Genomic DNA, 22,814 nt, shown 5'->3' with positions numbered 1-22,814 from the left:
GCTCCGGCAACGCCTCCGGCGGCGGCCAGCCCGGCTGGGCCGTCCGGTGCGCGCCGGGCGGGCCCAACGACTACGTCTACGTCATCGTCCAGCCCTCCGGCTGGCAACCCCTCGCCGCCCTCATCGGACGCCCGGAACTCGCCGCCGACCCGGAATGGGCCACCCCCGAGGCACGGCTGCCGAAACTCGCCAAGATGTTCCAGCTGATCGAGGAATGGACGGCAGCCCTGCCCAAATGGCAGGTCCTGGAACGCCTCAACGCCCACAACATCCCCTGCGGGCCGATCCTGTCCACCAAGGAGATCATCGAAGACCCCTCCCTGGCCGCGAACGAGATCGTCGTCGAGGTCGACCACCCCGAACGCGGCACCTTCACCACGGTCGGCAACCCCCTCAAACTCTCCGACTCCCCCACCCACATCACCCCCTCCCCCCTCCTGGGCCAGCACACCGAGGAAATCCTCATCGGCGAACTCGGCCTGGGAGATGAAGAGTTGCGGCTTCTCAGGTCGAGCGGGGTGATCAGGTGACCTAACTGAGCACGGGAGCCGCCGACGGTGCGCGTCGGCCGGCCCCATGATCCGTGCGCGCACGAAAGGAATTTGGACAGGGGGCGCTGGCCAGATCTTTCGACGCAAGGAGTGCTTGACCGAGATGACAACCATCGACTACTCGACGTCCGTCCCGTATCGGGAGGTGACGGACCACAACGGCCGCGTGTACCGCATCGGTGAGTCCGATGTCGACATCATGGGCCGCAAACGCAAGTGGATGGTCATCCTGCCGTGGATCGGCATGATGGGCATCAGCTCGGCGGAGTACGCGTTCGCGTCTGCCGAGGACACACTGCACATCGCACACGGCTGGAACGACGGACACATCTTCTGGATGCTCGGCGTCTGGGTGTTCTTCCAGGCGGCGGTCGCCTTCCCGGCCGGAAAGCTCAGGGAAAGCGGCAAACTGCCCGCGCGTTGGGCGATGATCCTCGGCGCGATCGGCACACTGCTCGGATATCTGTCTCTCGCGTTCGCGCCCCATGTGGTCGTCGCGTACGTCGGGTTCGGCATGTTCAGCGGTATGGGCGCCGGAATGGTCTACGCGACCTGCGTGAACATGGTCGGCAAGTGGTATCCGGAGCGAAAGGGAGGCAAGACCGGGTTCGTCAACGGAGGATTCGCCTACGGTTCGGTGCCGTTCGTCTTCCTCTTCACCAGCTACATGGATCTGACGAACTTCCGCTGGGTGCTCGTCTCCGTCGGTGTCTTCCTGGCCGCGACGGTGGCTGTGGCCGGCTCCTTCTTCAAGGACCCGCCGAAGAACTGGTGGCCGGCCGAGGTCGACCCGCTGAGCCCGCCCAACGACCCCCGTGCCCGGCGTGCCATGGCCATGAACCCGCCTGCCGTGCGGCAGTACACCCCGGGCGAGGCCTGGCGTACCGGGCGGGTGGCGCTGATGTGGTTCTGCCTGCTGTGCACCTCGGGCGTGAACATCTTCGGTATCGCCTTCCAGGTCGACATCGGCGAGGAGGCGGGCTTCGCGGGCGGAATCGTCGCGACGGCCATGTCGATGAAGGCCATCGTCAACGGCACCGGGCGCGGTGTGATCGGCTGGCTTTCGGACCGTTACGGGCGAAAGCGTTGCCTGATCTTCGTCTGCATCGTCCTCGGTCTTTCGCAGTACGGCATCCTGTGGTCCGCCGACATGAAGAACCTCCCGTTGTTCCTGCTCTTCTCCAGCATCTCCGGGTTCGGCGGTGGCGCCATCTTCCCCATGTTCGCGGCGATGACGGCGGACTACTTCGGCGAGAACAACAACGCCTCCAACTACGGCCTGGTCTATAGCTCCAAGCTGGTGTCCGGACTTCTCGGAGCCGGAATGGGCAAGGTCGTCGTGGACCACTGGGGACACAGTGGTGCATTCACGCTGGCGGGCTCGATCTCTCTGTTCGCCGCGTTCATCGCACTGTTCCTGACACCACCGGGCCGGCCCAAGAACAAGCGCACCTCTCCCAACCCCCAGCCGCTCGGCGAGGAAATGGCCTGACCCGCACCTCTGACACGAATGGCCTGACACGGAGGAATTGGCCTGCAATGACGGCAGATCCCATCGCAACGAACAGCTCGTCGTCCCATCCCGACGCCGCACACCGTCCCTACCGAGAAGTGACCGACGCGCGCGGCCGCGTCTATCGCGTGGGCGAGACCGACCGGGACATCCTCGGTCACTCGCGCAAGCTCATGGTGTATCTGCCGTGGCTCGCCATGATGGCCATCAGTGTCTTCGAATACGCGTACGGCTCGGCGGAGGACACCCTGTCCCACGCCCACGGCTGGACGCAGAGCAACACCTTCTGGATCCTCAGCGTCTGGGTCTTCTTCCAGGCCGGCATCGCCTTCCCCGCGGGCTGGCTTCGGGAGAAGGGGGTGCTGACGGCCCGTAAGGCCATGTACGTCGGCTCGGGTCTGTGCCTCGTCGGGTTCCTCGCCCTGTCGCACCTGGGCAACGTCTGGCTGGCGATCCTGGGCTTCGGCGTCGTCGGGGGGATCGGCGCCGGGCTCGTGTACGCGACCTGCATCAACATGGTCGGCAAGTGGTTCCCCGAACGCCGGGGAGCCAGGACGGGGTTCGTCAACGGGGGTTTCGCGTACGGGTCGTTGCCGTTCATCTTCATCTTCAACTACGGCTTCGACACCGCGAACTACCACCGAGTCCTGGACCTGATCGGCTGCTACATCATGATCGTGGTCGTCGGGACGGCGTTCTTCTTCAAGGATCCGCCGAAGAACTGGTGGCCCGCGGACATCGATCCGCTGACGTTCTCCGGCGACGCGAAGAACGCGACGAGCCTCGCCAAGAACCCTCCGGCGGTGAAGCAGTACACACCCAAGGAGGCCATCAGGACCGGCATGCTCCCCCTGATGTGGCTCTCCATCGTGCTGACCGCGGGGGTGTCGATCTTCGGGATCTCCTTCCAGGTCGACTACGCCAAGGAGGTGGGCTTCGGCCCGCTGGTGGCGGCCTCGTCGATGGGTGTCATGGCGGTCATCAACGGCATCGGCCGGGGTGTCGTGGGCTGGCTGTCCGACAAGTGGGGCCGCAAGTCCACCCTGGTGTTCGTCATCGTCGTGCTGGGCCTGGCCCAGTTCGGCGTGATCTGGGCGGGCGACGTGAAGAGCGAGGCGCTGTTCCTGTTCTTCGCCTTCCTCTCCGGCTTCGGCGGCGGCGCGTTCTACCCGCTGTTCGCGGCGCTCACCCCGGACTACTTCGGGGAGAACTACAACGCCTCCAACTACGGGCTGGTGTACAGCGGCAAGCTGATCAGCGGTCTGTTCGGCGGCGGTCTCGGCTCCATGGTGGTCGCCGCCTGGGGCTATGACGGGGCGTACGCCCTGGCCGGCGCCGTCTCCATGGTGGCCGCGGTGATCGCCCTGCTGCTGCGGCAGCCCGGACGGACGGCGGTGTCACAGCCCGCCGGCTGACGGCACGCGCGCGTGAGGAGGCCCTCCCGGGATCCCGGGAGGGCCTCCTCACGCGCGCGTGGCGGTCAGCACTTCTCGCGCAGCGAATGCAGGTGCTCGCTGGAGCGCCGCGCGAACGTGAACGACTCGGTCGGCTGGTCGTGCTCGGCCTGCCAGTGGTGGGCGAAGCGCTCACCGCGCAGCCTGGTCACGGCGGAGATGAACCGCTGGTAGTCGATGTCGCCGTCGCCGACGTCGGTCATGCGGTAGCCGTAGGTGTTCGCCGGGTCGCTCACACCGTCCTTGACGTGGAACAGCGGGTAGCGGTGGGGCTGCTTGAGGACGTAGTTCAGCGGCTCGAAGGGTGCGGCGGTGCCGTCGGGGCGCTTGGAGAAGCGGAACTGGCCCGAGTAGGCCCAGAAGATGTCCATCTCCAGGAACACCAGGTCGGGGTCGGTCTCGGCGAGCAGGACGTCGTAGAGGCGGACCTTGGGGTTGTCGGCGGCGAAGGAGAACTCCTCGGAGTGGTTGTGCTGGTAGAACTTCATGCCGCGGGCCCGGGCGGCCGCGCCGTAGGTGTTGAACTCCTCCGCCGCGCGCTTCCAGGCGTCGACGGTCGAGCCGTAGCGGAACGGCCCCGAGGCGGTGCCGATGTGCTTGAGGCCGAGGGCCTGGGCGTCGTCGAGGACCTTGGTGAGGTTCTGGGCGAAGGTGTACGCGTTCGGGTCGTCGGAGTAGTAGCCGACGTGGCTGCCGATCGGGTTCAGGCCGTGGTTCCTGGCCAGCCGCTTGAGCTGGGCGAGGGTGATCGGGCCGGCCGAGCCCTGGGTGTACCCGGCGAACTCGACCTCGTCGTAGCCGTATTTCTCCAGCTCGGCGAAGACGGGGGCGAAGCCGAGGGTGGAGACCTTGTCGCGCAGGCTGTAGAGCTGGATGCCGAGCCGGCCGGGGGGCAGGACGGGGCGGCCGCGGCCTGCGCTGCCGGAGGCGGCCCCGGTGGCGGCGCCCGCGGGGGTGGCCGCGGCGCCCACGAGTGCGGCGGCGGTGGCGCCCGCGGCCACGCCGAGCATGCCTCGTCTGCTGAGGCGGTGGGTGAGTTCGGGGTCGGGCTGGGAGAGGCGGCTCATGCCTGAACTCCTCGGTGTCGGAGGGCGTTGTCAGTGGCGGGTGCTTCACTGGTGATCAGTCGGAAGAGGCCGGTCGTGCGGGCCGGTGGGGTGGTGTTGGCCGGGTAGTGCCGACGGGTGGTGCCAGTCAGCCGATTCCGGCCAGTCGGAGCAGGAGTGCTTTCACATCGGTGGCCGCGACGCGGTCGCCGACAGCGCGGGGGGTGGAGCAGATGAGGAGCGGACCTTCGTCGTCGCTCGCTGGGAGGCGGCCGTGGCTGCCGCGAATAGGCGAGGGATCCAGGGGTACGACCGCCATGCGGTAGCGCAGTCCGAGTTTCTTGCGGGCCAGTGCGGTGGCCGCCTTGACCTTGACGTAGGGGTCGCGGGGATCCATGAAGAGTTCGACGGGGTCGTAGCCGGGTTTGCGGTGGATCTCGACGAGCTGCGCGAAGTCGGGCGCGTGGGCGTCGTCTAGCCAGTAGTAGTACGTGAACCAGGCGTCCGGCTCCGCGACGGCGACGAGCTCGCCGGAGCGCGGGTGGTCGAGGTGGTGGGTCTTCTTGCCCTCGTCGTCCAGGAGTCGCTCGATGCCAGGCAGTCCGGCGAGGGCGTCCCGGGTCGCCTCCAGGTCCTCGGGGCGGCGCACATACACATGGGCGATCTGGTGGTCGGCGACCGCGAAGGCACGTGAGGCCATCGGGTCCAGGTACTCCATGCCGTCCTGGGTGTGCACCTCGAGCAGTCCCGCGCGGCGCAGGGCGCGGTTGATGTCGACGGGACGGCTGACCCCGGTGATGCCGTACTCGGACAGCGCGACGACGGTACGGCCCTCCGCGCGGGCGTCGTCGAGGAGCGGGGCCAGGGCACGGTCCAGGTCAGTGGCCGCCTTCAGGGAGCGTGGGTCCTCGGGGCCGAAGCGCTGGAGGTCGTAGTCGAGGTGCGGGAGGTAGCACAGCGTCAGGTCGGGGTGCCGGGTGCCGATGATGTGGCGGGTCGCGTCGATGATCCAGCGGCTGGAGACGAGGTCGGCGCCGGGGCCCCAGAAGTGGAAGAGGGGGAAGGTGCCGAATCTCGCGGTGAGTTCGTCGTGCAGGGCCGGAGGGCGGGTGTAGCAGTCGGGTTCCTTGCGGCCGTCGGAGTAGTAGATCGGGCGGGGGGTGACGGTGATGTCGGTGTCGGCGCCCATGGCGTACCACCAGCAGATGTTGGCGACGGTGTAGCCGGGATGGGCGCGGCGGGCGGCGTCCCACAGCTTGTCCCCGCCGACCAGTCCGTTGTGCTGCCGCCACAGGAGTACGTCGCCGAGGTCGCGGAAGTACCAGCCGTTGCCGACGATGCCGTGCTCCGCCGGGTGGGTGCCGGTCAGGAAGGTGGACTGGGCGGCGCAGGTGACGGCCGGCAGGACGGTTTCGAGGGGGGCGTGGGAGCCCGCTCGGGCGAGCGTCTTGAGGTGGGGCATGTGGTCGAGGAGACGGGGGGTGAGGCCGACGACGTCGAGGACGAGGAGCGGGGTGGGGCGTCAGGGCGGGTCATGGCAGCTCCTTCAGGCCGAGGTCCGTCAACAGGTCGCGGGCGAGGGTGAGTTCGGCGGCGATGCCGTCGGCGAGCTGGGTCCGGCCGCGGGGGCGCAGTTCGGGCGGGAGGGCCTGCCAGGTGTAGGTCTCGACCTCCAGGTGACGGGTGAGCGGGTGGGGGCCGCCGACCAGCCGGGTCAGCGCGGCCTTGAGGACGGGGAGCGTGGAGGTGAGGGGCGCGGCGGGGGCCGCGTGCAGGGGGACGTGGAAGTGGGCGCGCCAGGGGCTCGCGTCGGGCAGAGTGTCGCCGCCGAGGGCCTCGCCGAGGTCGTCGGTGCCGCGCAGGCCGGCGGCGGTGGCGGTGCGGGTCTGGTGCAGGAAGCGGGGTTCGTCGAAGGAGGCGAGAGCCGTGCGGACGTCGGGGAGGTGGGGGTGCTCGGCGTGCAGGGCCGCCGAGAGCTGGGACTTGACGATGGGGACGCCGGCCGCGGTGAGCGCGTCGAGGGCGGTGTGCGGATCTTCGAAGGAGGTGGCGAGATGACAGGTGTCGACGCAGATGCCGATCCGGTGGTGGGCGATCTCGGACAGCGGGGCGAGGGCGTCGTGGGTGGTCTCGATGACACAGCCGGGTTCTGGTTCGAGGCCGATGCGGATGGAGCGTCCGGTGAGCTCCTCCAGGGCGTCGAGGCGTTCGGCGAGCGTGCGCAGGGCCTTCTCGTGGCGTCCGGTGTCGTGGGCGGCGGTGCGCCAGGCGAGCGGCAGGGTGGAGATGCTGCCCTCGGTGGCGTCGTCGGGGAGGAGTGCGGCCAGGACCCGGGCCAGGGCGGTGGTGTGCTCCAGGCGTTCGGGGTCGGACCAGTCCGGGCGGTAGACGCGGTACTTGACCTCTTCGGCGCCGAACCCCTCGTAGGGGAAGCCGTTGAGGGTGACCACCTCCAGGCCGCGCCGGTCGAGTTCGGCGCGCAGGGTGCGCAGGGCGGACGGGTCGGAGTCCAGGGCGCGTGCGGCGTCCTTGGCGAGCCAGAGGCCGATGCCGAGGCGGTCGCGGCCGAGGCGGCGGCGGACGGGCTCGCAGTGGTCGCGGAGCTGGACGAGGACGCCGTCGAGGGTCTCGGCGGGGTGCACGTTGGTGCAGTAGGCGAGGTGGACGGTGGAGCCGTCGGGGTGGCGGAAGCGCATGCCCTACTCGCCCCCGCGCAGGATGGAGTTGCCCTCGTGGGTGGCCTCGGTGGCCGTGCTGTCGAGGGTGAGGCGGCCGCTGAGCCCGTAGAAGGCGACGGGGTTGCGCCACAGCACCAAGTCGACGTCGTCCTCGGTGAAGCCGCTCGCCAGCATGGTGTCGGCGACGCTGCGGGTCTTGAGGGGATCGCTCCTGCCCCAGTCCGCGGCGGAGTTCACGAGCACCTTCTCCGGGCCGTACTCCTTCAGGATCGCGACCATCCGCTCCTCGTCCATCTTGGTGTCGGGGTAGACGGAGAAGCCCAGCCAGCAGCCCCCGGCCTTGGCCTCCTTGACGGTGGTCTCGTTGAGGTGGTCGACCAGGACGTGATCCGGGGGCAGTGCGGACTCCCGGACGACGTCGAGGGTGCGGCGCAGGCCGGCGAGTTTGTCGCGGTGCGGGGTGTGGACGAGGGCGGGCAGTTCGTGGTCGGCGGCGAGCTGGAGCTGGGCGGCGAGGGCGGTGTCCTCGGCGGGGGTCATGGAGTCGTAGCCGATCTCGCCGACGGCGACCACCTGGTCCTTGACGAGATACCGGGGCAGTTCGTCGAGGACGGGCACGCAGCGCGGGTCGTTGGCCTCCTTGGGGTTGAGGGCGAGGGTGCAGTGGTGGGCGATGCCGTACTGGGCGGCGCGGAAGGGTTCCCAGCCGAGGAGGGAGTCGAAGTAGTCGAGGAAGGAGGAGGGCGAGGTGCGGGGCTGACCGAGCCAGAAGGAGGGTTCGACGACGGCGCGGACACCGGCCGCATGCATGGCCTCGTAGTCGTCGGTGGTGCGGGACGTCATGTGGATGTGGGGGTCGAAGAGGCGCATCAGGGCTGCTCCTTGGACTCGGTCGGCGTCGCCTGGGTCAGGGCCAGCGCGCGATGGAGGTCTTCGGGCACGTCACGTCCGGCCGCGGTGCGTTCGGCGGCGTAGTCGCCGAGCATGCGGGCGAGTTCCGCGTCGGCGTGGGCCCGGCGGTCCAGGCCGGCCACCGCGTCGACGGGCACGCCGGTGAACAGGCACTTCAGGACGGCGTGCCGCCACTGGTGGGGGTCCAGGTGGCGGGCCGCGTAGGGGCCGACGGCGGCGGTGAGGAGGCGGGTGTCGTTGGTGCGCAGGGCGTCCTCGACGAGCGGGAGGGCGTCGGGGCCCGGCACGAGGTGGGGCAGGGCGTGCAGCACGGCGCGGCGTTCGGCGGCGGTGCCCTGCCGGTAGACGCGGGTGAGGGCGTCGGTGTCGGCGTGGGCCGCGTGCAGGATGAGGACGCGGGCGGCGTCGGCGTGCTCGGGCCCGCAGCGGCGGCCGGCCTCGGCCAGACGGAGTTCCCACACGGAGATGGGGCCGTGGATGCCGGGGTGGGCGGCGGCCTCGTCGAGGGCCTGGTCGAGCCAGGCGCGGGCGGCTCCGGCGAGGCTGGTGGCGAGGTGGGCGTGCAGGGTGGTCGGCGGGGTGTGGGCGAGGGCGTCGGGGTCCACCGTGGGGGTGTCCGGGGTGGAGTCGGCGCGGGTCATGCGGTGCTCCCTTCGGGGGTGGCGGAGGGATCGCCAGGGGGTGCGTGGGTGACCGCCGCTCGGCGGAGGAAGGGGAGGGACTGCTCGGCGAAGTGGGGGCCCGCGTGGGAGTGGCGGGGCAGTTCGACGACGGTGAGCCCCTGGTAGCCGGTGTCGGCGAGGGCGGCGAGGACGGGAGGGAAGTCGATCTCGCCGTCGCCGAGCGGGAGGTGTTCATGGACGCCGCGGCGCATGTCCTCGATCTGGACGTGTCGCAGCCAGGGGGCGGCGGCGCGTACGCAGTCCGCGGGCGGGAGCGGTTCGAGGCACTGGCAGTGGCCGATGTCGAGGGTCAGGCCGAGGGGTTCGGGGTCGCCGAGTTCCCGGCGCAGGCGGTGGAAGTCGGCGAGGGTGGCGAGGAGGTGGCCGGGTTCGGGCTCGACGGCGAGGGGCACGCCGGCGGTGGCGGCGGCGTCGAGGACCGGGGTGAGGGTTTCGGCGAGGCGTTTCCAGGCCGTGTCCTGGTCGGTGCCCGTGGGGGTGATCCCGCTGAAGCAGTGCAGGGCGTGTGCGCCGAGGTCGGCGGCGACCCGGACGGCGCGGATCAGGAGGTCGACGCGGCGGGCCCGGTCGTCGGGGTCCGGGTCGAGGAGGGAGGGGCCGTGCTTGCGGCGCGGGTCGAGGACATAGCGGGCGCCCGTCTCCACGGTGACGCCCAGGCCCAGCGCGTCCATCCGCCGGGCGACGCGAGCGGTGCGGGCGGCCAGGTCCGGCGCGAGCGGGTCGAGGTGCATGTGGTCGAGGGTCAGGCCGACGCCGTCGTAGCCGAGCTCGGCGAGGAGTGCGAGGGCGTCGTCGAGGCGGAGGTCGGTGAGGCCGTTGGTTCCGTAACCGAAGCGGAGGGGGGCGCTGCCGCGGGATCGGCCCCGGGCGGGGGCGGCGGTTTCGGGGCTCATATGAGGGGCCGCCTCCTCGCGAACTTCCTTACGAGCGAGGCGATGCCGGGTGCGGTGACGGCGGCGTGGCCGGTGACGAAGGTCGGGGCGACGGAGCCGCGCGCCCCGGTCAGCCGGACCCCGACGCGTGGGGAGGAAACGGACGCGGACATGGGCAGCCTCCTTGTCGAACGCGTCGTGTGCGAACCCCCTGGAGGAACCTCCGTCGAGGGGGTGGGAAAAGACGGCGGGCGGAGGTCCGACGTCCTCCGCCCGCCGCCGCTCAGCCGCCCTTGATGGGCAGTTCCTTGATCCGGACGTTCCGGAAGGAGACCTGGTCGTCGGCTCCGTGGTTCTGGATGCCGAAGTGACCGTCGCGCAGACTCCGGGCCGGGTCGGTGTTGGTGAAATCGTTGATCTTCACGCCGTTGAGATAGACGCGGAGCCGTTCGCCCTCCACGCGGATCTCGTACGTGTTCCACTCCCCCGGCGGGTTCAGCGCGCGGTCGCGCTTCTTCAGGTCGGCGGAGCGGAAGCCGTAGACGGACCCGGTCGTCTTCTCGGGCACGTCCGTGGCGTCGATCTGGATCTCATAGCCGTTGTTCACGGCCGACCACGGGTCGTCGGAGGGCGGGAAGCCCACGAACACACCGGAGTTGTCGTCGCCGGCCAGCTTCCAGTCGAGCTTCAGCGAGTAGGCGCCGAAGTCCGACGCGGCGTACCAGAGCATGCCCATGCCGCCGGTCGACGTGATCGTGCCGTCGTCGTCCAGGGTGAAGGAGCCCGGGCCGGCCTGCCGCCAGCCGTCCAGCGAGGCCGCGGTGCCGTCGAACAGCGGACGATATCCGTTCTCCGGTCGGCAGTCGGCCTGCGCCTCGCCGATCGCATACAGGATGCCGCCGACCAGATGCTGTCGGAAGACGGGATCCGCGTACGACTCCTTCGTGTGGCCGCCGCCGGTGTAGAAGGCGCGGCCGCCCTGGTAGTTCTGGCACCAGGCGATCGGATGGTCCCCGTTCATCGTGCCGCCGGTGTACGACGACTCGTCGAGCGAGGCGAGGACATGGGCCCGTTCCCGGGGGTTGGAGCGGTAGTCGTACCACTCGTCGGTCCGGTTCCAGGTCTGCCCCAGCGCCGAGGTGGCGGGGTGGGCGCGGTCCTCGACGACGACCGTCGCGGGCTGGATCGCCGGGTGCGACCGGAAGTAGGCGCCGGCGAGGCCGCCGTAGAACGCCCAGTCGTACTCGGTGTCGGCGGCCGCGTGGATGCCGACATAGCCGCCGCCCTTGCGGATGTACCCCTCGAAGGCCTGCTGCTGGGCGGCGTCCAGGACGTCACCGGTCGTCGACAGGAAGACGACCGCGTCGTAGCGCCGGAGGTTGCCGGCGGTGAAGGCGCCGGCGTCCTCGGTGGCGTCGACCGTGAAGCCGCTCGTTGCGCCGAGCTCCTTCAGGGCGGCGACGCCGTCGGGGATGGAGTCGTGCCGGAAGCCGGCCGTCTTGGAGAAGACCAGCACCCGTTCCCCGTCGTGGCCCCCGCCCTGTGAGGCGGCGGGGCCGGAGACACATCCCAGGAGCACCGCGGCACCCACAACTGCCGTGGTCAGTCGACTGGTTGAACGCATCGCACGTACCTCTTCTCAGCTGCGGCCGGGGCGGCTCCCGGGTCGGCGACGGCTGCGCCTGCCCGGGGAGCGGCGAGGGTGCGGGACGCGCCCGCCGGCGGCGCACCGCTCAGGAGCGCCGCTGCCGTGCGGAATGCGGGGCGTCGTCTGTGGGGCTCGATTCTGTCGGTGCCGGTGGGGCTGTCTTTCCCGTGCACGAATGCCTCCGGAATGGGGCCGGTTGTACGGGCGGGTGCGGCGGTGCGCCGGGAGGTGCCGTCGTCCCGGCGCAGTTGACGGACGGTCAGTTGCCGAACGCCGCGTCGAAGGAGGCCGACGGCGGCTCGAAGTCGTATGCCTTGAGGCTCTTCAGTGCCTCGGGGGCGCCCTGGAGCCGGTCCATGCCGGCGTCCTCCCACTCGACCGAGATGGGCCCCTGGTAGTCGATGGAGCGCAGCATCCGGAACACGTCCTCCCAGGGGACGTCGCCGTGTCCGGCGGACACGAAGTCCCAGCCTCGGCGCGGGTCGCCCCAGGGCAGGTGGGAGCCGAGGCGGCCGTTGCGGCCGTCGAGGCGCTTGCGGGCCTCCTTGCAGTCCACGTGGTAGATGCGGTCGCGGAAGTCCCAGAGGAAGCCGACGGGGTCGAGGTCCTGCCAGACGAAGTGGCTGGGGTCGAAGTTGAGGCCGAACGCCCGTCGGCGGTCGACCGCGTCCAGGGTGCGGACGGTCGTCCAGTAGTCGTAGGCGATCTCGCTGGGGTGGACCTCGTGCGCGAACCGCACACCCTGTTCGTCGAAGACGTCGAGGATGGGGTTCCAGCGGGTCGCGAAGTCCTCGTAGCCGCGCTCGATCATCGACTCGGGGGCGGGCGGGAACATGGCGACCAGGTGCCAGATGGCGGAGCCGGTGAAGCCGATGACGGTGTCGACGCCGAAGGCGGCCGCGGCGCGTGCGGTGTCCTTGATCCGTTCTGCCGCGCGCTGCCGTACCCCTTCCGGGTCGCCGTCGCCCCACACCTCGGCCGGCAGGATGGCCTGGTGGCGTTCGTCGATGATGGCGTCGCAGACGGCCTGGCCGACCAGGTGGTTGGAGATGGCCCAGCACTTCAGGCCGTACTTCTCCAGGAGTTGGTGGCGTGAGGTGACGTAGGTCGGGTCGGACAGGGCCTTGTCGACTTCGAAGTGGTCGCCCCAGCAGGCGAGTTCGAGCCCGTCGTAGCCGAAGTCGCGGGCCAGACGGCAGACTTCTTCGAGGGGCAGGTCGGCCCACTGGCCGGTGAAGAGCGTGAAGGTGCGGGGCATGTCTCTTTCGCCTCCTCAGACGGCGATGGGCGTGTAGACGGAGTTCTTCTCGGCGCTCTCCTCGACCGCCGCGAGCACGCGCTGGACCTGGAGCCCGTCGGCGAAGGAGGGTTCGGGGCGGCGGCCCTCGGCGACGGCGTGGACGAGGTCGCGGGCCTGGTGGACGAAGCTGTGCTCGTAGCCCAGGCCGTGGCCCGGCGGCCACCAGGCGTCCAGGTAGGGGTGGTCGGGTTCGGTGACGAGGATGCGGCGGAAGCCGGCGTGCGTTCCCGGCTCCGTGCCGTCGTGGTACGAGAGTTCGTTGAGGCGCTCCAGATCGAAGGCCAACGAGCCCCGCTCGCCGTTGAGTTCGATGCGCAGGGCGTTCTTGCGGCCGGTGGCGTACCGGGTCGCCTCGAAGGAGGCGAGGGCGCCGGAGGTGAAGCGGCCGGTGAACAGGGCGGCGTCGTCGACGGTGACCTGGCCGGTGCCGGCGGACGTCACCGCGGACAGCCCGCTGGTGGCGCCGACGGGCAGCGGCCGTTCCCGCACGAAGGTCTCCGTGAGGGCGGACACCCCGGCGAGCCGCTCCCCCGCCAGATACTGGGCGAGGTCGATGATGTGCGCCCCGAGGTCGCCGAGCGAGCCCGAGCCGGCGTGCTCCTTGCGCAGCCGCCAGGTGAGGGGGAACTCCGGGTCCACCAGCCAGTCCTGAAGGTACGTCACCCGCACGTGCCGTAGTTTCCCGAGGCGGCCCTCGGCGACCATGTTCCGGGCGTGCGCGGTGGCGGGCACCCGGCGGTAGTTGAAGCCGACCATCGCCAACTGGCCGCGCGTGTACGCCTCTTCGGCCGCCTCCGTCATCGCCGTGGCTTCCTCGACCGTGTTGGCGAGGGGTTTCTCGCACAGCACGTGCTTGCCCGCGGCGAGCGCGGCGACGGCGATCTCGGCGTGGCTGTCGCCGGGGGTGCAGATGTCGACGAGGTCGACGTCGTCCCGGGCGATCAGCGCACGCCAGTCCGTCTCGGCCGCCGCCCAGCCGTGCCGGTCGGCCGCGGCCCGCACGGCTGCCGGATCGCGTCCGCAGATCGCGGACAGCACCGGCTGCCTGGGCAGGTCGAAGACGCGGCCCACGGTGCGCCAGCCCTGGGAGTGGGCGGCGCCCATGAAGGCGTAGCCGACCATGCCCACCCTCAGCGGCGGCTTCTCGGCCCCTTCTGACTGCTGCGGCTGTGCCATGCGGAATGTCCTCCTCGTCGTCGTGGCGCGGTGGGGGGTGCCTTCCGCCCGGCGGGCCGCTGCGGCCTGCCGGGCGGAACGCCTCACTTGAAGCCGGTGGACATGTACTGGTCGATGTTGGTCTTGTCGACGACGGCCGAGTAGAGCGTGAGCGACGCCGGGATCTCGAACTCGGCGAGGCCGCCGATGCCCTTGCTCTGGCCGAGGGCGCGGGCGAGGTCGATCGCGGACGCGGCCATGGTCGGCGGGTACAGGACGGTCGCCTTGAGGACGCCGTCGTCCTTCTTGATGGCCTGGAACGCGGAGAGCGCGCCCGCGCCGCCGACCATCAGGAAGTCGTCGCGCCCGGCCTGCTCGATGGCGCGCAGCGCGCCGACGCCCTGGTCGTCGTCGTGGTTCCACAGCGCGTCGAACTTCGACTGGGCCTGGAGGAGTTGGGCCATCTTGGCCTGCCCGGACTCCACCGTGAACTCGGCCGCCTGACGGGCCACCTTCTTGATGTTCGGGTAGTTCTTCAGGGCGTCGTCGAAGCCCTTGGTGCGCTGCTGGGTCAGCTCCAGGTTGTCCAGCCCGGCCAGTTCGATGACGCGGGCGTCCGACTTCCCCTTGAGCTTCTCGCCGATGTAGTGACCGGCGTTGAGGCCCATGCCGTAGTTGTCGCCGCCGATCCAGCAGCGGTACGCCTGCGGGGTGTTGAAGATCCGGTCGAGGTTGACGACCGGGATGCCCGCGCGCATCGCCTGGAGGCCGACCTGGGTGAGGGCCTTACCGTCGGCGGGCAGTACCACCAGGACGTCGACCTTCTTATTGATCAGGGTCTCGATCTGGCCGATCTGCGCGGCCGTGTCGTTGGAGCCCTCGGTGATCTCCAGGGTGACGTCCGAGTACTTCTTGGCGCGGCTCTTGGCGTTGTCGTTGATGGCGTTGAGCCAGCCGTGGTCGGCCTGCGGTCCGGCGAAGCCGATGGTGACGGCCTTGCCCGGCTTGTCGTCGGCGGCCGGCTGGTCGTTCGCGGCCGGTTCGTCGTCCGACTCGTTACTCGTGCAACCCACGAGGAGGGCACCGGCTCCTATGGCGGCGGTCCCGAAGAGCAGCCCTCGGCGGCTGGTGAGCTCTGGCATGGCGGTGAACCCTTTCCTCAGGTCGTGCTTGCGGTACGGCGCTGGACCAGCACGGCGGCGACGATGATCGCTCCCTTGGCGATCTGCTGGACGTCGCTCTGCAGGTTGTTGAGGGCGAAGATGTTGGTGATCGTGGTGAAGATCAGGACCCCGAGCACGGAGCCGGTGATGGTGCCGCGGCCGCCGCTGAGCAGCGTGCCGCCGATGATCGCGGCGGCGATCGCGTCGAGCTCGTAGAGGTTGCCGTTGGTGTTCTGGCCCGAGCCCGCGAGGACGATCAGCAGGAAGGCGGCGATGCCGCAGCACAGCCCGGACAGCAGGTAGAGGTAGAGGCGCTGGCGGCGGACGTCGATGCCGGCGAGCCGGGCGGCCTCCGCGTTGCCGCCGACCGCGACGGTGCGGCGGCCGAAGGTGGTGCGGTTGAGGACCAGCCAGCCGATGATGGTGACGACGGCGAAGACCATGACGAGCGGCGGGATCCCGAGGACGTACGCGTCGCGCAGCCCGAGGTCGAGGACGCTGTCGACGGTGACGATCTGGGTCTTGCCGTCGGTGATCTGGAGGGCGAGACCGCGCGCCGAGGCGAGCATGGCGAGCGTCGCGATGAAGGGGACCATCCCGCCGTACGCGATGAGCAGCCCGTTGACCAGGCCGCAGCCGAGGCCGACGAGGACCGCGGTGAGGAGGATGCCGCCGAAGCCGTACTCCTGGGTGGCGACCGTGGTCGCCCACACGGAGGCGAGGGCGACGATCGCGCCGACGGACAGGTCGATGCCGCCCGACATGATCACGAAGGTCATGCCGACGGTGACGACACCGATCACCGAGGCCTGGGTGAGGACGAGTTGGAGGTTGCGGGTGTCGAGGAACTCGTCCGGCTTGGTGATCCCGCCGACCAGGATCAGTGCGGCGAGGACCCCGAGCAGGGAGAGGGTGCGGACGTCGGCTCGGGCCAACATGCCGCGCCAGACGGGGGGTCGGTCCACGGTGGCGGACTTTCCGGTGCTGTCCCGGGGCGGGGAGGCGTGCTGCGTCATGACGCCGGGCTTCCTTCCATGACGAGGTCGAGTACGCGGTGTTCGTCGAGCTCGCGGGCGGGGGCGGTGTGCACGACACGGCCCTCGCGCAGGACGAGGACGCGGTCGGCGAGGCCGAGCACTTCGGGGACCTCGCTGGAGACGAGCAGGACGGCGAGGCCTTCGTCGGCCAGTCGACGGACGACCGCATACAGTTCACTGCGGGCACCGACGTCGACACCGCGGGTCGGCTCGTCGAGGAGCAGCACCCGGCAGCCGCGCAGGAGCCAGCGGGCGAGGACGGCCTTCTGCTGGTTGCCGCCGGACAGGGTGCGGACCGGGGCGGACGGGTTGTCGGGCCGCAGCGAGAGCTCTCGGGTCGCCGCCCTTGCCGCGCCGAGTTCGGCGCCGCGGTCGATCCAGCCGACGCGTGAGAAGCGGGACATGGAGGAGACCGAGACATTGCGGGTGACGGACTCCAGCATCAGCAGGGCCTGCGCCTTGCGTTCCTCGGGGGCGAGGCCGAGTCCGGCACGGACGGCGGCGCGGACGCTGCCGGGTTTGAGCGGTCGGCCGTCGACCAGGACCTGTCCGGAGGTCGGCTTCCGTGCACCGTATACAGTCTCCAGTATTTCGGATCGGCCGGATCCGACGAGACCGGCGAGTCCGACGATCTCGCCGGGGTGCAGGGTGAGGTCGAAGGGCTCGAACTCGCCCTCCCGGCCGAGGCCCCGGACCTCCAGGACCGGCGTGCCCTCCGGAGCCGAGGCGGGCCGGTCCGGGAACACGTACTCCACGTTCCGTCCCGTCATCAGAGCCACGACCTCACGGGTCGGGGTCGACTTGGCGGGCAGCCCGCCGGCGACGGCCCGTCCGTCCTTCAGCACGGTGACCCGGTCGCCGATCCGCCGGATCTCCTCAAGCCGGTGGGAGATGTAGACGACGGCGACACCGTCCGCGGTGAGGTCCCCGACGATCCGGAAGAGGTTGTCGACCTCGTCCGGGTCGAGCGCGGCGGACGGTTCGTCCATCACGATGAGCCGTACGTCGTGGGAGAGCGCCCGCGCCATGGAGACGATCTGCTGCTGGGCCGCCGACAACTCGCCGACCAGGCGGGCCGGATCGATCTCGGGGTGCCCGAGCCGCTTGAGCAGTTCGCCGGTCGACGCGCGGGCCGCCTTGCCCCGTACGACGAATCCGGCCGCCGTCGGTTCGTGGCCGAGGTGGACGTTCTCGGCGACCGACAGGTGTTCCACCAGGTCGAGTTCCTGGTAGATGGTGGCGATCCCGAGGCGCATGGCGGCGATCGGCGAGCGCAGGGTGACCGGCTCGCCGCGCCAGGTGATGGTGCCGTCGTCGGGCTGGTGGGCGCCGGCCAGGACCTTGATGAGCGTGGACTTTCCGGCCCCGTTCTGGCCGAGCAGACAGTGCACTTCACCGGCCTGGACATCGAGGTCGACGCCGTCGAGGGCCCGGACTCCGGGGAACGACTTGGTGATGCCGGACATGCTGAGCAGCGGTGGTTCTGGTGCCATGTGTGGTTCCCCTCGGCTGGCGTGCGGGCCGTTTCAGGGCAGGGCGAGGCGGCGGGTTGTGCCGGTGAGGTGTGTCGGACCAGTGGCTTGCGCGGACTTGCGTGGGCCTCCGCGGGGCCTACGCAGGCCGGTTCGGGTGCACGAGCCTGTTCGGGTGCACAGGCCGGTTCGGTCTTACGCGGGTGAGAACAGGTGGTCGCTGATCAGTCGGGCCGCGCCGATGACTCCGGCGGTGGGGCCCAACTCCCCCAGAACGATGGGCAGGTTGCCGGTCGCGAGAGGCAACGACTGGCGGTAGACCTGGGTGCGGATCGCGGCGAGCAGGGTGTGGCCGAGGCCGGTCACCCCGCCGCCGATCACCACCAGGCCGGGGTTGAAGAAGCTGACCAGGCCGGCGATGACCTGGCCGGTGCGGTTGCCGCCCTCACGGATGAGTTCGAGGGCGGTGGCGTCGCCGGCGGCGGCCGCGGCGGCGACATCGATCGCGGTCAGGGTGCCGTTGGTCTCCAGACGGGAGGCGAGTTCGGCGGAGTGTCCCTGCTGGGCCGCCTCGATGGCGTCCCGGGCGAGGGCCGCACCGCTGAAGTGGGCTTCCAGGCAGCCCCGGTTGCCGCAGGCGCAGGGGCGGCCGTCGGGCACGGCCTGGATGTGCCCGATGTCGCCCGCGCTGCCCGTCGTACCGCGGTAGACCTCACCGCCGACGACGATGCCGCAACCGATACCGGTACCGATCTTGACGCAGAGGAAGTCGCCCACGGAGCGCGCGACGCCCGCGTGCTGCTCCCCCGTCGCCATGAGGTTCACGTCGTTGTCGACCATGACCGGGCAGCCCAGTTCCTGGCTGAGCGCCTCCCGGACCGGAAAGCCGTCCCAGCCCGGCATGATCGGCGGAGCCACCGGAACGCCTTCGGGGAAGCGGACCGGCCCCGGCACACCGATGCCGGCGCCGTCGAAGCCTTCCGCGAGCCCCGTCGCCTTCAACTTCGCCGCCATGGACAGGACTTGCTCGAAGACCGCGACCGGGCCCTCGCGTACGTCCATGGGTTGGTTGAGGTGTCCCAGGATCTCCAGCTCGGCGTTGGTGACGGCGACATCGATCGAGGTCGCGCCGATGTCCACGCCGAGGAACCGCAGATTGGGGGCGAGCCGGATGTTGTGGGAGCGGCGGCCGCCGCGCGAGGCGGCGAGTCCGTCGGCCACGACCAGGCCCGTCTCCAGCAGCCGGTCCACCTCCACGGCCAGTTTGGACCGCGACAGGTCGACCTGGTCGCCCAGCTGCGCACGGGAGTTGGGACCCCCGTCGCGCAGCAGCTTGAGCAGCCGGGCCTGATGAGAATTCGCGGGTCGTGCCGTCATGCGTCTCACGAGCCCCTCCCCGCCTCAGTCGGCCGCCTGCCGTCGTGCTTTCGAGGGGAACGTAGCAGTGGCTGCCGGACCTGGGAAGAAGCTGTGCACGAATTACTGACGACTTTCTCCACTCGCAGGACAAAGGAGGGTGGCGAGTGGCACGAATCGTCGAACGCGTCAGCTCAGCGGGGGCGGACGCGTCAGCCCGGTGGGATCGGACGCGTCAGGTCAGTGAGGTCGGACGCGTCGGCTCAAGTGAGCGGCAGGGCTCAGGACTTGGCACGGGCGTGGTACGAACGCCGGGTGTGTTCCGTGTGCTCGCGCATGAGCTGCGTGGCGCGCGTCTCGTCACGGTCCATGATCGCGCCGATCAGCTCGCGGTGTTCGACCCAGGACTGGTGGCCGCGCTGCCGGGCGATCGGCGCGTAGTACCAGCGCACGCGCCGGTCGACCTGCGCGGCCAGCTCGGCGAGGACGGCGTTGCCGGCCAGTTCCATGATCTTCGCGTGGAAACGGGCGTTGAGCAGGACCGCGGCGTCCACGTCGTCCGCTGCGACGGCCCGCATGCCCTGCTCCTGGATGTCACGCAGGGCCTCGATGCCGGCCTTGGACGCGTTGGCCGCGGCGAGCCGGGCCGCCTCGGCCTCCAACAGCGTCCGGACCGTGAGGAGTTGGTCGGCCTCCTCCTCGGTGGGCTCGTGCACGAACGCGCCCTGGGCGGGCCGCAGATCCACCCACCCCTCCGTGTTCAACCGCTGGAGCGCCTCGCGCACGGGCTGCCGGGAGACGCCGAGATGACCGGCGAGCTCGCTCTCGACCAGGTGCTGGCCGGGCTGGAGGGCACGGGTGGTGATGAGTTCGAGCAGCGCCTCGTAGACACGGTCGCGCAGCGGGCCGGGGCGTTCCAGTTTGGGCACCGCACCCTGCGGCAGTCCTGGCGTCGACAACATCGGTCGGTCCCCCTCCTGGGCAGCGCGAGACGACTGCGGTCCGAAAGTCGGCATGAATTGTCTTTCGTCTACAGCCTACGGCGCACCGTAGCCAGTCCGTCACGGAGTCGACCGCGTCACACCCCGCCGTACCGCCAGGTCACGGGCAGCGGACGACCTGCCCCGCGTACGACAGGTTCCCGCCGAACCCGAAGAGCAGTACCGGGTCCCCGGTGGAGAGGGCGCCCTGCTCGACGAGCTTGGAGAAGGCGAGCGGGATGCTGGCCGCCGAGGTGTTACCCGATTCGGCGACATCCCGTGCGACGACGGCGTTGACGGCACCGATCCGCTCGGCGAGCGGCTCGATGATCCGCAGATTGGCCTGGTGCAGGACGACCCCGGCCAGCTCGTCGGGCGTGAGCCCCGCCCGCTCGCAGGCCTTGCGGGCCAGGGGCGGCAGCTGGGTGGTCGCCCAGCGGTACACGCTCTGCCCCTCCTGCGCGAACCGCGCGGGCTGCCCCTCGATCCGCACCGCGTTCCCCATCTCGGGCACCGAGCCCCACAGCACGGGTCCGATACCGGCCTCGTCACCCGGACCGCAGGCCTCCACGACGGCGGCCCCCGCCCCGTCGCCGACGAGCACACAGGTCGTGCGGTCGGTCCAGTCGGTCACGTCGGTCATCTTGTCCGCGCCGATGACCAGCGCCCGGGTCGCGGCACCCGCCCGGAGCGTGTGGTCGGCGGTGGCCAGCGCGTGTGTGAAGCCCGCGCACACCACGTTGACGTCCATCGCGGCCGGCGAGGCGATGCCGAGCCGGGCGGCGACCCGGGCGGCCATGTTCGGGGAGCGGTCCACGGCGGTGGACGTGGCGACCAGGACCAGGTCGATGTCGCCGGGCGTGAGGCCGGCGGCGGCGAGCGCCTTGGCCGCGGCGTGCGAGGCGAGCTCGTCGACGGGCTCGTCGGGCCCCGCGATGTGACGTGTGCGGATGCCCACCCGGCTCCTGATCCACTCGTCACTGGTGTCGACCAGGCCCGCCAGGTCCTCGTTGGTGAGCACCTTGGCGGGCTGGTAGTGGCCGACGGCGGCGATGCGCGAGCCGTTCATTGAGTGGTCCCCCTCGTTGCCTTGGGTAGCGGGATCCACCAGTCTGATCAGTGACTCGCGGGTACGACGGCAGGTAAGACGACAGGAAACCGGCACCAAGGTTGTCGGCTTCTGTCAGGCCCTCGGACGCCCGAACACTTCTCGAACGCTCACTTGGTGAACAGCTGCGTCGCCTTCTGTACGAGTTCGTACAGACCGTAGGCGAGCGGCGCACCCACCCACAGCCAGGCGAAGGCGATCAGCGGACGCCGGTCAGGCGGACTCTGACTGCTGTCGTTCTGCGACATCGGCGGCCTCCCTCGGTGCGGGGATGTGGTGACGGGTGTGGACGGGCCGGACGAGCTCGTTGGCGACGAAGCCGATCGCGAGCAGCCCGATCATGATGAAGAGGGACAGGGTGTAGAGGGAGGAGCCGTCCTTGCCGGCCTCCTCCTGCCGGTCGGCGATCCAGTTCACGATCAGCGGTCCGAGGACACCGGCCGTGGACCAGGCAGTGAGCAGCCGGCCGTGGATCGCGCCGACCTGGTAGGTCCCGAAGAGGTCCTTCAGATAGGCGGGGATCGTGGCGAAGCCGCCGCCGTAGAAGGAGAGGATCACCAGGGCGCACAGGATGAACACCGGCTTGGACGAGTCGCCGACCAGCGCGATCAGCAGGTACATCAGCGCGCCCGCGCCCAGGTAGAGACGGTAGATGTTCTTGCGGCCGATCAGGTCCGAGGTGGACGACCAGCCGATACGGCCCGCCATGTTGGCCGCCGACAAAAGCGCGACGAAACCGGCCGCGGCCGACACCGACACCGGCGTCGAGGTGTTCTTGAAGAAGTCCGTGATCATGGGGGCGGCCTTCTCCAGGATGCCGATACCCGCGGTCACGTTCATGCAGAGCACGACCCACAGACACCAGAACTGCGGGGTCCGCACGGCACTGCGGGCGGAGACCTGCGGCCCCGCGAGAATGCTCGGCCCGCTCTCGCCCACGGGCTTCTCGGTACGCGGCACGCGGACGAGCAGCACACCGAGGGTCATGAAGACGGCATACGACAGTCCGTGCACGAGGAACGCCGCCGCGATCCCGGAGCTGTCGGAGCCGAACGACTCCAGCATCTGCGCCGACCAGGGCGAGGCGATGAGCGCACCGCCGCCGAAGCCCATGATGGCGATGCCGGTGGCCATGCCGGGCCGGTCCGGGAACCACTTGATCAGGGTCGACACGGGCGAGATGTAGCCGATGCCCAGGCCGATGCCGCCGACGAAGCCGTAGCCGAAGACGATCAGCCAGTACTGCTCGGTGTACGCGCCGAGCGAGGAGAGCAGGAACCCGGACGAGAAGCAGATCAGGGCGACTGTCATCGCCCAGCGCGGTCCGTTGCGTTCCACGAGCGTGCCGCCGAACGCGGCCGACAGCCCGAGCATGACGATGCCCAGCTGGAAGGGCAGCGCGCTCTGCGTACCGCTGAGGCCCAGCGCGGACTCCAGGGGCGGCTTGAACACGGACCAGGCATACGCCTGGCCGATGGAGAGATGGACCGAGAGCGCGGCTGGGGGGACGAGCCAACGGCTCCAGCCGGTGGGGGCGACAGGGGGACTCATGATCCCGGACGGTAGGGAGTACGAAGGGAGTTGAGAAGGCGGCGCGTCGAAGGTATGCGATGAACGGTATGCAGCACGCGCCGAACGGTCGGACCGGCCGGTTTCCCTGCTCGGCGGGCCACAGTCGGCCGCCACCCTCAGCAGCGCCGTCGCCACCCTGCGCTGTCCGAAGCCTTGTCTACCAGCTTGACCATACTGTAGACAATATGGAGTCGACGGCATTCGACATCGTGCATCCACTCCGCGGTACACCCTCGACCGAACGGAGCGCCACCCAGTGAAAGTCGCAGTCCTCGGCGCCGGAGCCATCGGCGCCTACGTCGGCGCCGCCCTGC

At 70.1% G+C, this 22,814-nt stretch carries 21 protein-coding genes; 3 read left to right on the top strand and 18 right to left on the bottom strand.

Annotation, left to right across the window (positions count from 1 at the left end):
* The 3 genes from ACFY0U_RS44975 to ACFY0U_RS44965 all read left to right on the top strand — a co-directional run.
* On the top strand, positions 1-530 hold a 530-nt coding region (locus ACFY0U_RS44975), incomplete at its 5' end, for a CoA transferase (protein ID WP_388646206.1).
* Between the two features lie 124 nt (positions 531-654).
* Positions 655-2,043: an OFA family MFS transporter gene (locus tag ACFY0U_RS44970; protein WP_388646209.1), complete on the top strand. Its 1,389-nt coding sequence runs from the start codon at positions 655-657 to the stop codon at positions 2,041-2,043.
* Between the two features lie 47 nt (positions 2,044-2,090).
* On the top strand, positions 2,091-3,479 hold the full coding sequence (locus ACFY0U_RS44965) for an OFA family MFS transporter (RefSeq protein ID WP_388646204.1): 1,389 nt from the start codon (positions 2,091-2,093) through the stop codon (positions 3,477-3,479).
* Positions 3,480-3,544: 65 nt separating this feature from the next.
* Here ACFY0U_RS44965 and ACFY0U_RS44960 read toward each other — a convergent pair whose 3' ends face one another.
* From ACFY0U_RS44960 to ACFY0U_RS44875, 18 genes are all read right to left on the bottom strand, one after another.
* Positions 3,545-4,585 (bottom strand): sugar phosphate isomerase/epimerase family protein, encoded by a 1,041-nt coding sequence (locus ACFY0U_RS44960; protein ID WP_388646201.1) that lies wholly within the window; start codon positions 4,583-4,585, stop codon positions 3,545-3,547.
* A gap of 127 nt (positions 4,586-4,712) precedes the next feature.
* Complete coding sequence (locus ACFY0U_RS44955) at positions 4,713-6,026, bottom strand: alkaline phosphatase family protein (RefSeq protein WP_388646199.1); 1,314 nt, start codon at positions 6,024-6,026, stop codon at positions 4,713-4,715.
* A gap of 70 nt (positions 6,027-6,096) precedes the next feature.
* On the bottom strand, positions 6,097-7,260 hold the full coding sequence (gene eboE, locus ACFY0U_RS44950) for a metabolite traffic protein EboE (protein ID WP_388646198.1): 1,164 nt from the start codon (positions 7,258-7,260) through the stop codon (positions 6,097-6,099).
* Positions 7,261-7,263: 3 nt separating this feature from the next.
* Entirely contained in the window at positions 7,264-8,112 is an 849-nt protein-coding gene (locus ACFY0U_RS44945; protein WP_388646195.1) for a TatD family hydrolase, read from the bottom strand.
* On the bottom strand, positions 8,112-8,795 hold the full coding sequence (locus ACFY0U_RS44940; RefSeq protein ID WP_388646193.1) for an EboA domain-containing protein: 684 nt from the start codon (positions 8,793-8,795) through the stop codon (positions 8,112-8,114). The genes ACFY0U_RS44945 and ACFY0U_RS44940 overlap by 1 nt, the downstream gene beginning before the upstream one ends.
* Positions 8,792-9,730: a sugar phosphate isomerase/epimerase family protein gene (locus tag ACFY0U_RS44935; protein WP_388646190.1), complete on the bottom strand. Its 939-nt coding sequence runs from the start codon at positions 9,728-9,730 to the stop codon at positions 8,792-8,794. The genes ACFY0U_RS44940 and ACFY0U_RS44935 overlap by 4 nt, the downstream gene beginning before the upstream one ends.
* Entirely contained in the window at positions 9,727-9,882 is a 156-nt protein-coding gene (locus tag ACFY0U_RS44930) for a hypothetical protein (RefSeq protein WP_388646188.1), read from the bottom strand. The genes ACFY0U_RS44935 and ACFY0U_RS44930 overlap by 4 nt, the downstream gene beginning before the upstream one ends.
* A gap of 110 nt (positions 9,883-9,992) precedes the next feature.
* Complete coding sequence (locus tag ACFY0U_RS44925) at positions 9,993-11,333, bottom strand: ThuA domain-containing protein (protein ID WP_388646186.1); 1,341 nt, start codon at positions 11,331-11,333, stop codon at positions 9,993-9,995.
* 283 nt (positions 11,334-11,616) lie between these two features.
* Positions 11,617-12,615 (bottom strand): sugar phosphate isomerase/epimerase family protein, encoded by a 999-nt coding sequence (locus tag ACFY0U_RS44920; RefSeq protein ID WP_388646184.1) that lies wholly within the window; start codon positions 12,613-12,615, stop codon positions 11,617-11,619.
* A 15-nt stretch (positions 12,616-12,630) separates the two neighbouring features.
* Positions 12,631-13,833: a Gfo/Idh/MocA family protein gene (locus ACFY0U_RS44915; RefSeq protein ID WP_388646181.1), complete on the bottom strand. Its 1,203-nt coding sequence runs from the start codon at positions 13,831-13,833 to the stop codon at positions 12,631-12,633.
* A gap of 83 nt (positions 13,834-13,916) precedes the next feature.
* On the bottom strand, positions 13,917-14,954 hold the full coding sequence (locus tag ACFY0U_RS44910) for a substrate-binding domain-containing protein (protein ID WP_388646179.1): 1,038 nt from the start codon (positions 14,952-14,954) through the stop codon (positions 13,917-13,919).
* A gap of 17 nt (positions 14,955-14,971) precedes the next feature.
* Positions 14,972-15,991 (bottom strand): ABC transporter permease, encoded by a 1,020-nt coding sequence (locus ACFY0U_RS44905; protein WP_388646177.1) that lies wholly within the window; start codon positions 15,989-15,991, stop codon positions 14,972-14,974.
* Positions 15,988-17,505 carry a sugar ABC transporter ATP-binding protein gene (locus ACFY0U_RS44900; protein ID WP_388646174.1) on the bottom strand — a complete coding sequence of 506 codons (1,518 nt, stop codon included), beginning with the start codon at positions 17,503-17,505 and terminating at the stop codon, positions 15,988-15,990. Before ACFY0U_RS44900 ends, ACFY0U_RS44905 begins: the two co-directional genes overlap by 4 nt.
* Before the next feature lie 174 nt (positions 17,506-17,679).
* Positions 17,680-18,861 (bottom strand): ROK family protein, encoded by a 1,182-nt coding sequence (locus ACFY0U_RS44895; protein WP_388646172.1) that lies wholly within the window; start codon positions 18,859-18,861, stop codon positions 17,680-17,682.
* Between the two features lie 260 nt (positions 18,862-19,121).
* Positions 19,122-19,802, bottom strand: a complete 681-nt coding sequence (locus ACFY0U_RS44890) for a GntR family transcriptional regulator (protein WP_388646169.1) — start codon at positions 19,800-19,802, stop codon at positions 19,122-19,124.
* Between the two features lie 139 nt (positions 19,803-19,941).
* Complete coding sequence (locus tag ACFY0U_RS44885) at positions 19,942-20,889, bottom strand: beta-ketoacyl-ACP synthase III (RefSeq protein ID WP_388646167.1); 948 nt, start codon at positions 20,887-20,889, stop codon at positions 19,942-19,944.
* A gap of 149 nt (positions 20,890-21,038) precedes the next feature.
* Positions 21,039-21,176, bottom strand: a complete 138-nt coding sequence (locus tag ACFY0U_RS44880; RefSeq protein WP_199924543.1) for a hypothetical protein — start codon at positions 21,174-21,176, stop codon at positions 21,039-21,041.
* Positions 21,142-22,479: an OFA family MFS transporter gene (locus tag ACFY0U_RS44875; RefSeq protein WP_388646164.1), complete on the bottom strand. Its 1,338-nt coding sequence runs from the start codon at positions 22,477-22,479 to the stop codon at positions 21,142-21,144. The genes ACFY0U_RS44880 and ACFY0U_RS44875 overlap by 35 nt, the downstream gene beginning before the upstream one ends.
* Positions 22,480-22,814 lie beyond the last annotated feature (335 nt).

The organism is Streptomyces sp. NPDC001536 (assembly GCF_042894505.1).
In the GTDB taxonomy this organism is placed as follows: domain Bacteria; phylum Actinomycetota; class Actinomycetes; order Streptomycetales; family Streptomycetaceae; genus Streptomyces.
The sequence above is the reverse complement of the archived record's forward strand: the minus strand, read 5'-3'. Positions and strand labels throughout refer to the sequence as shown.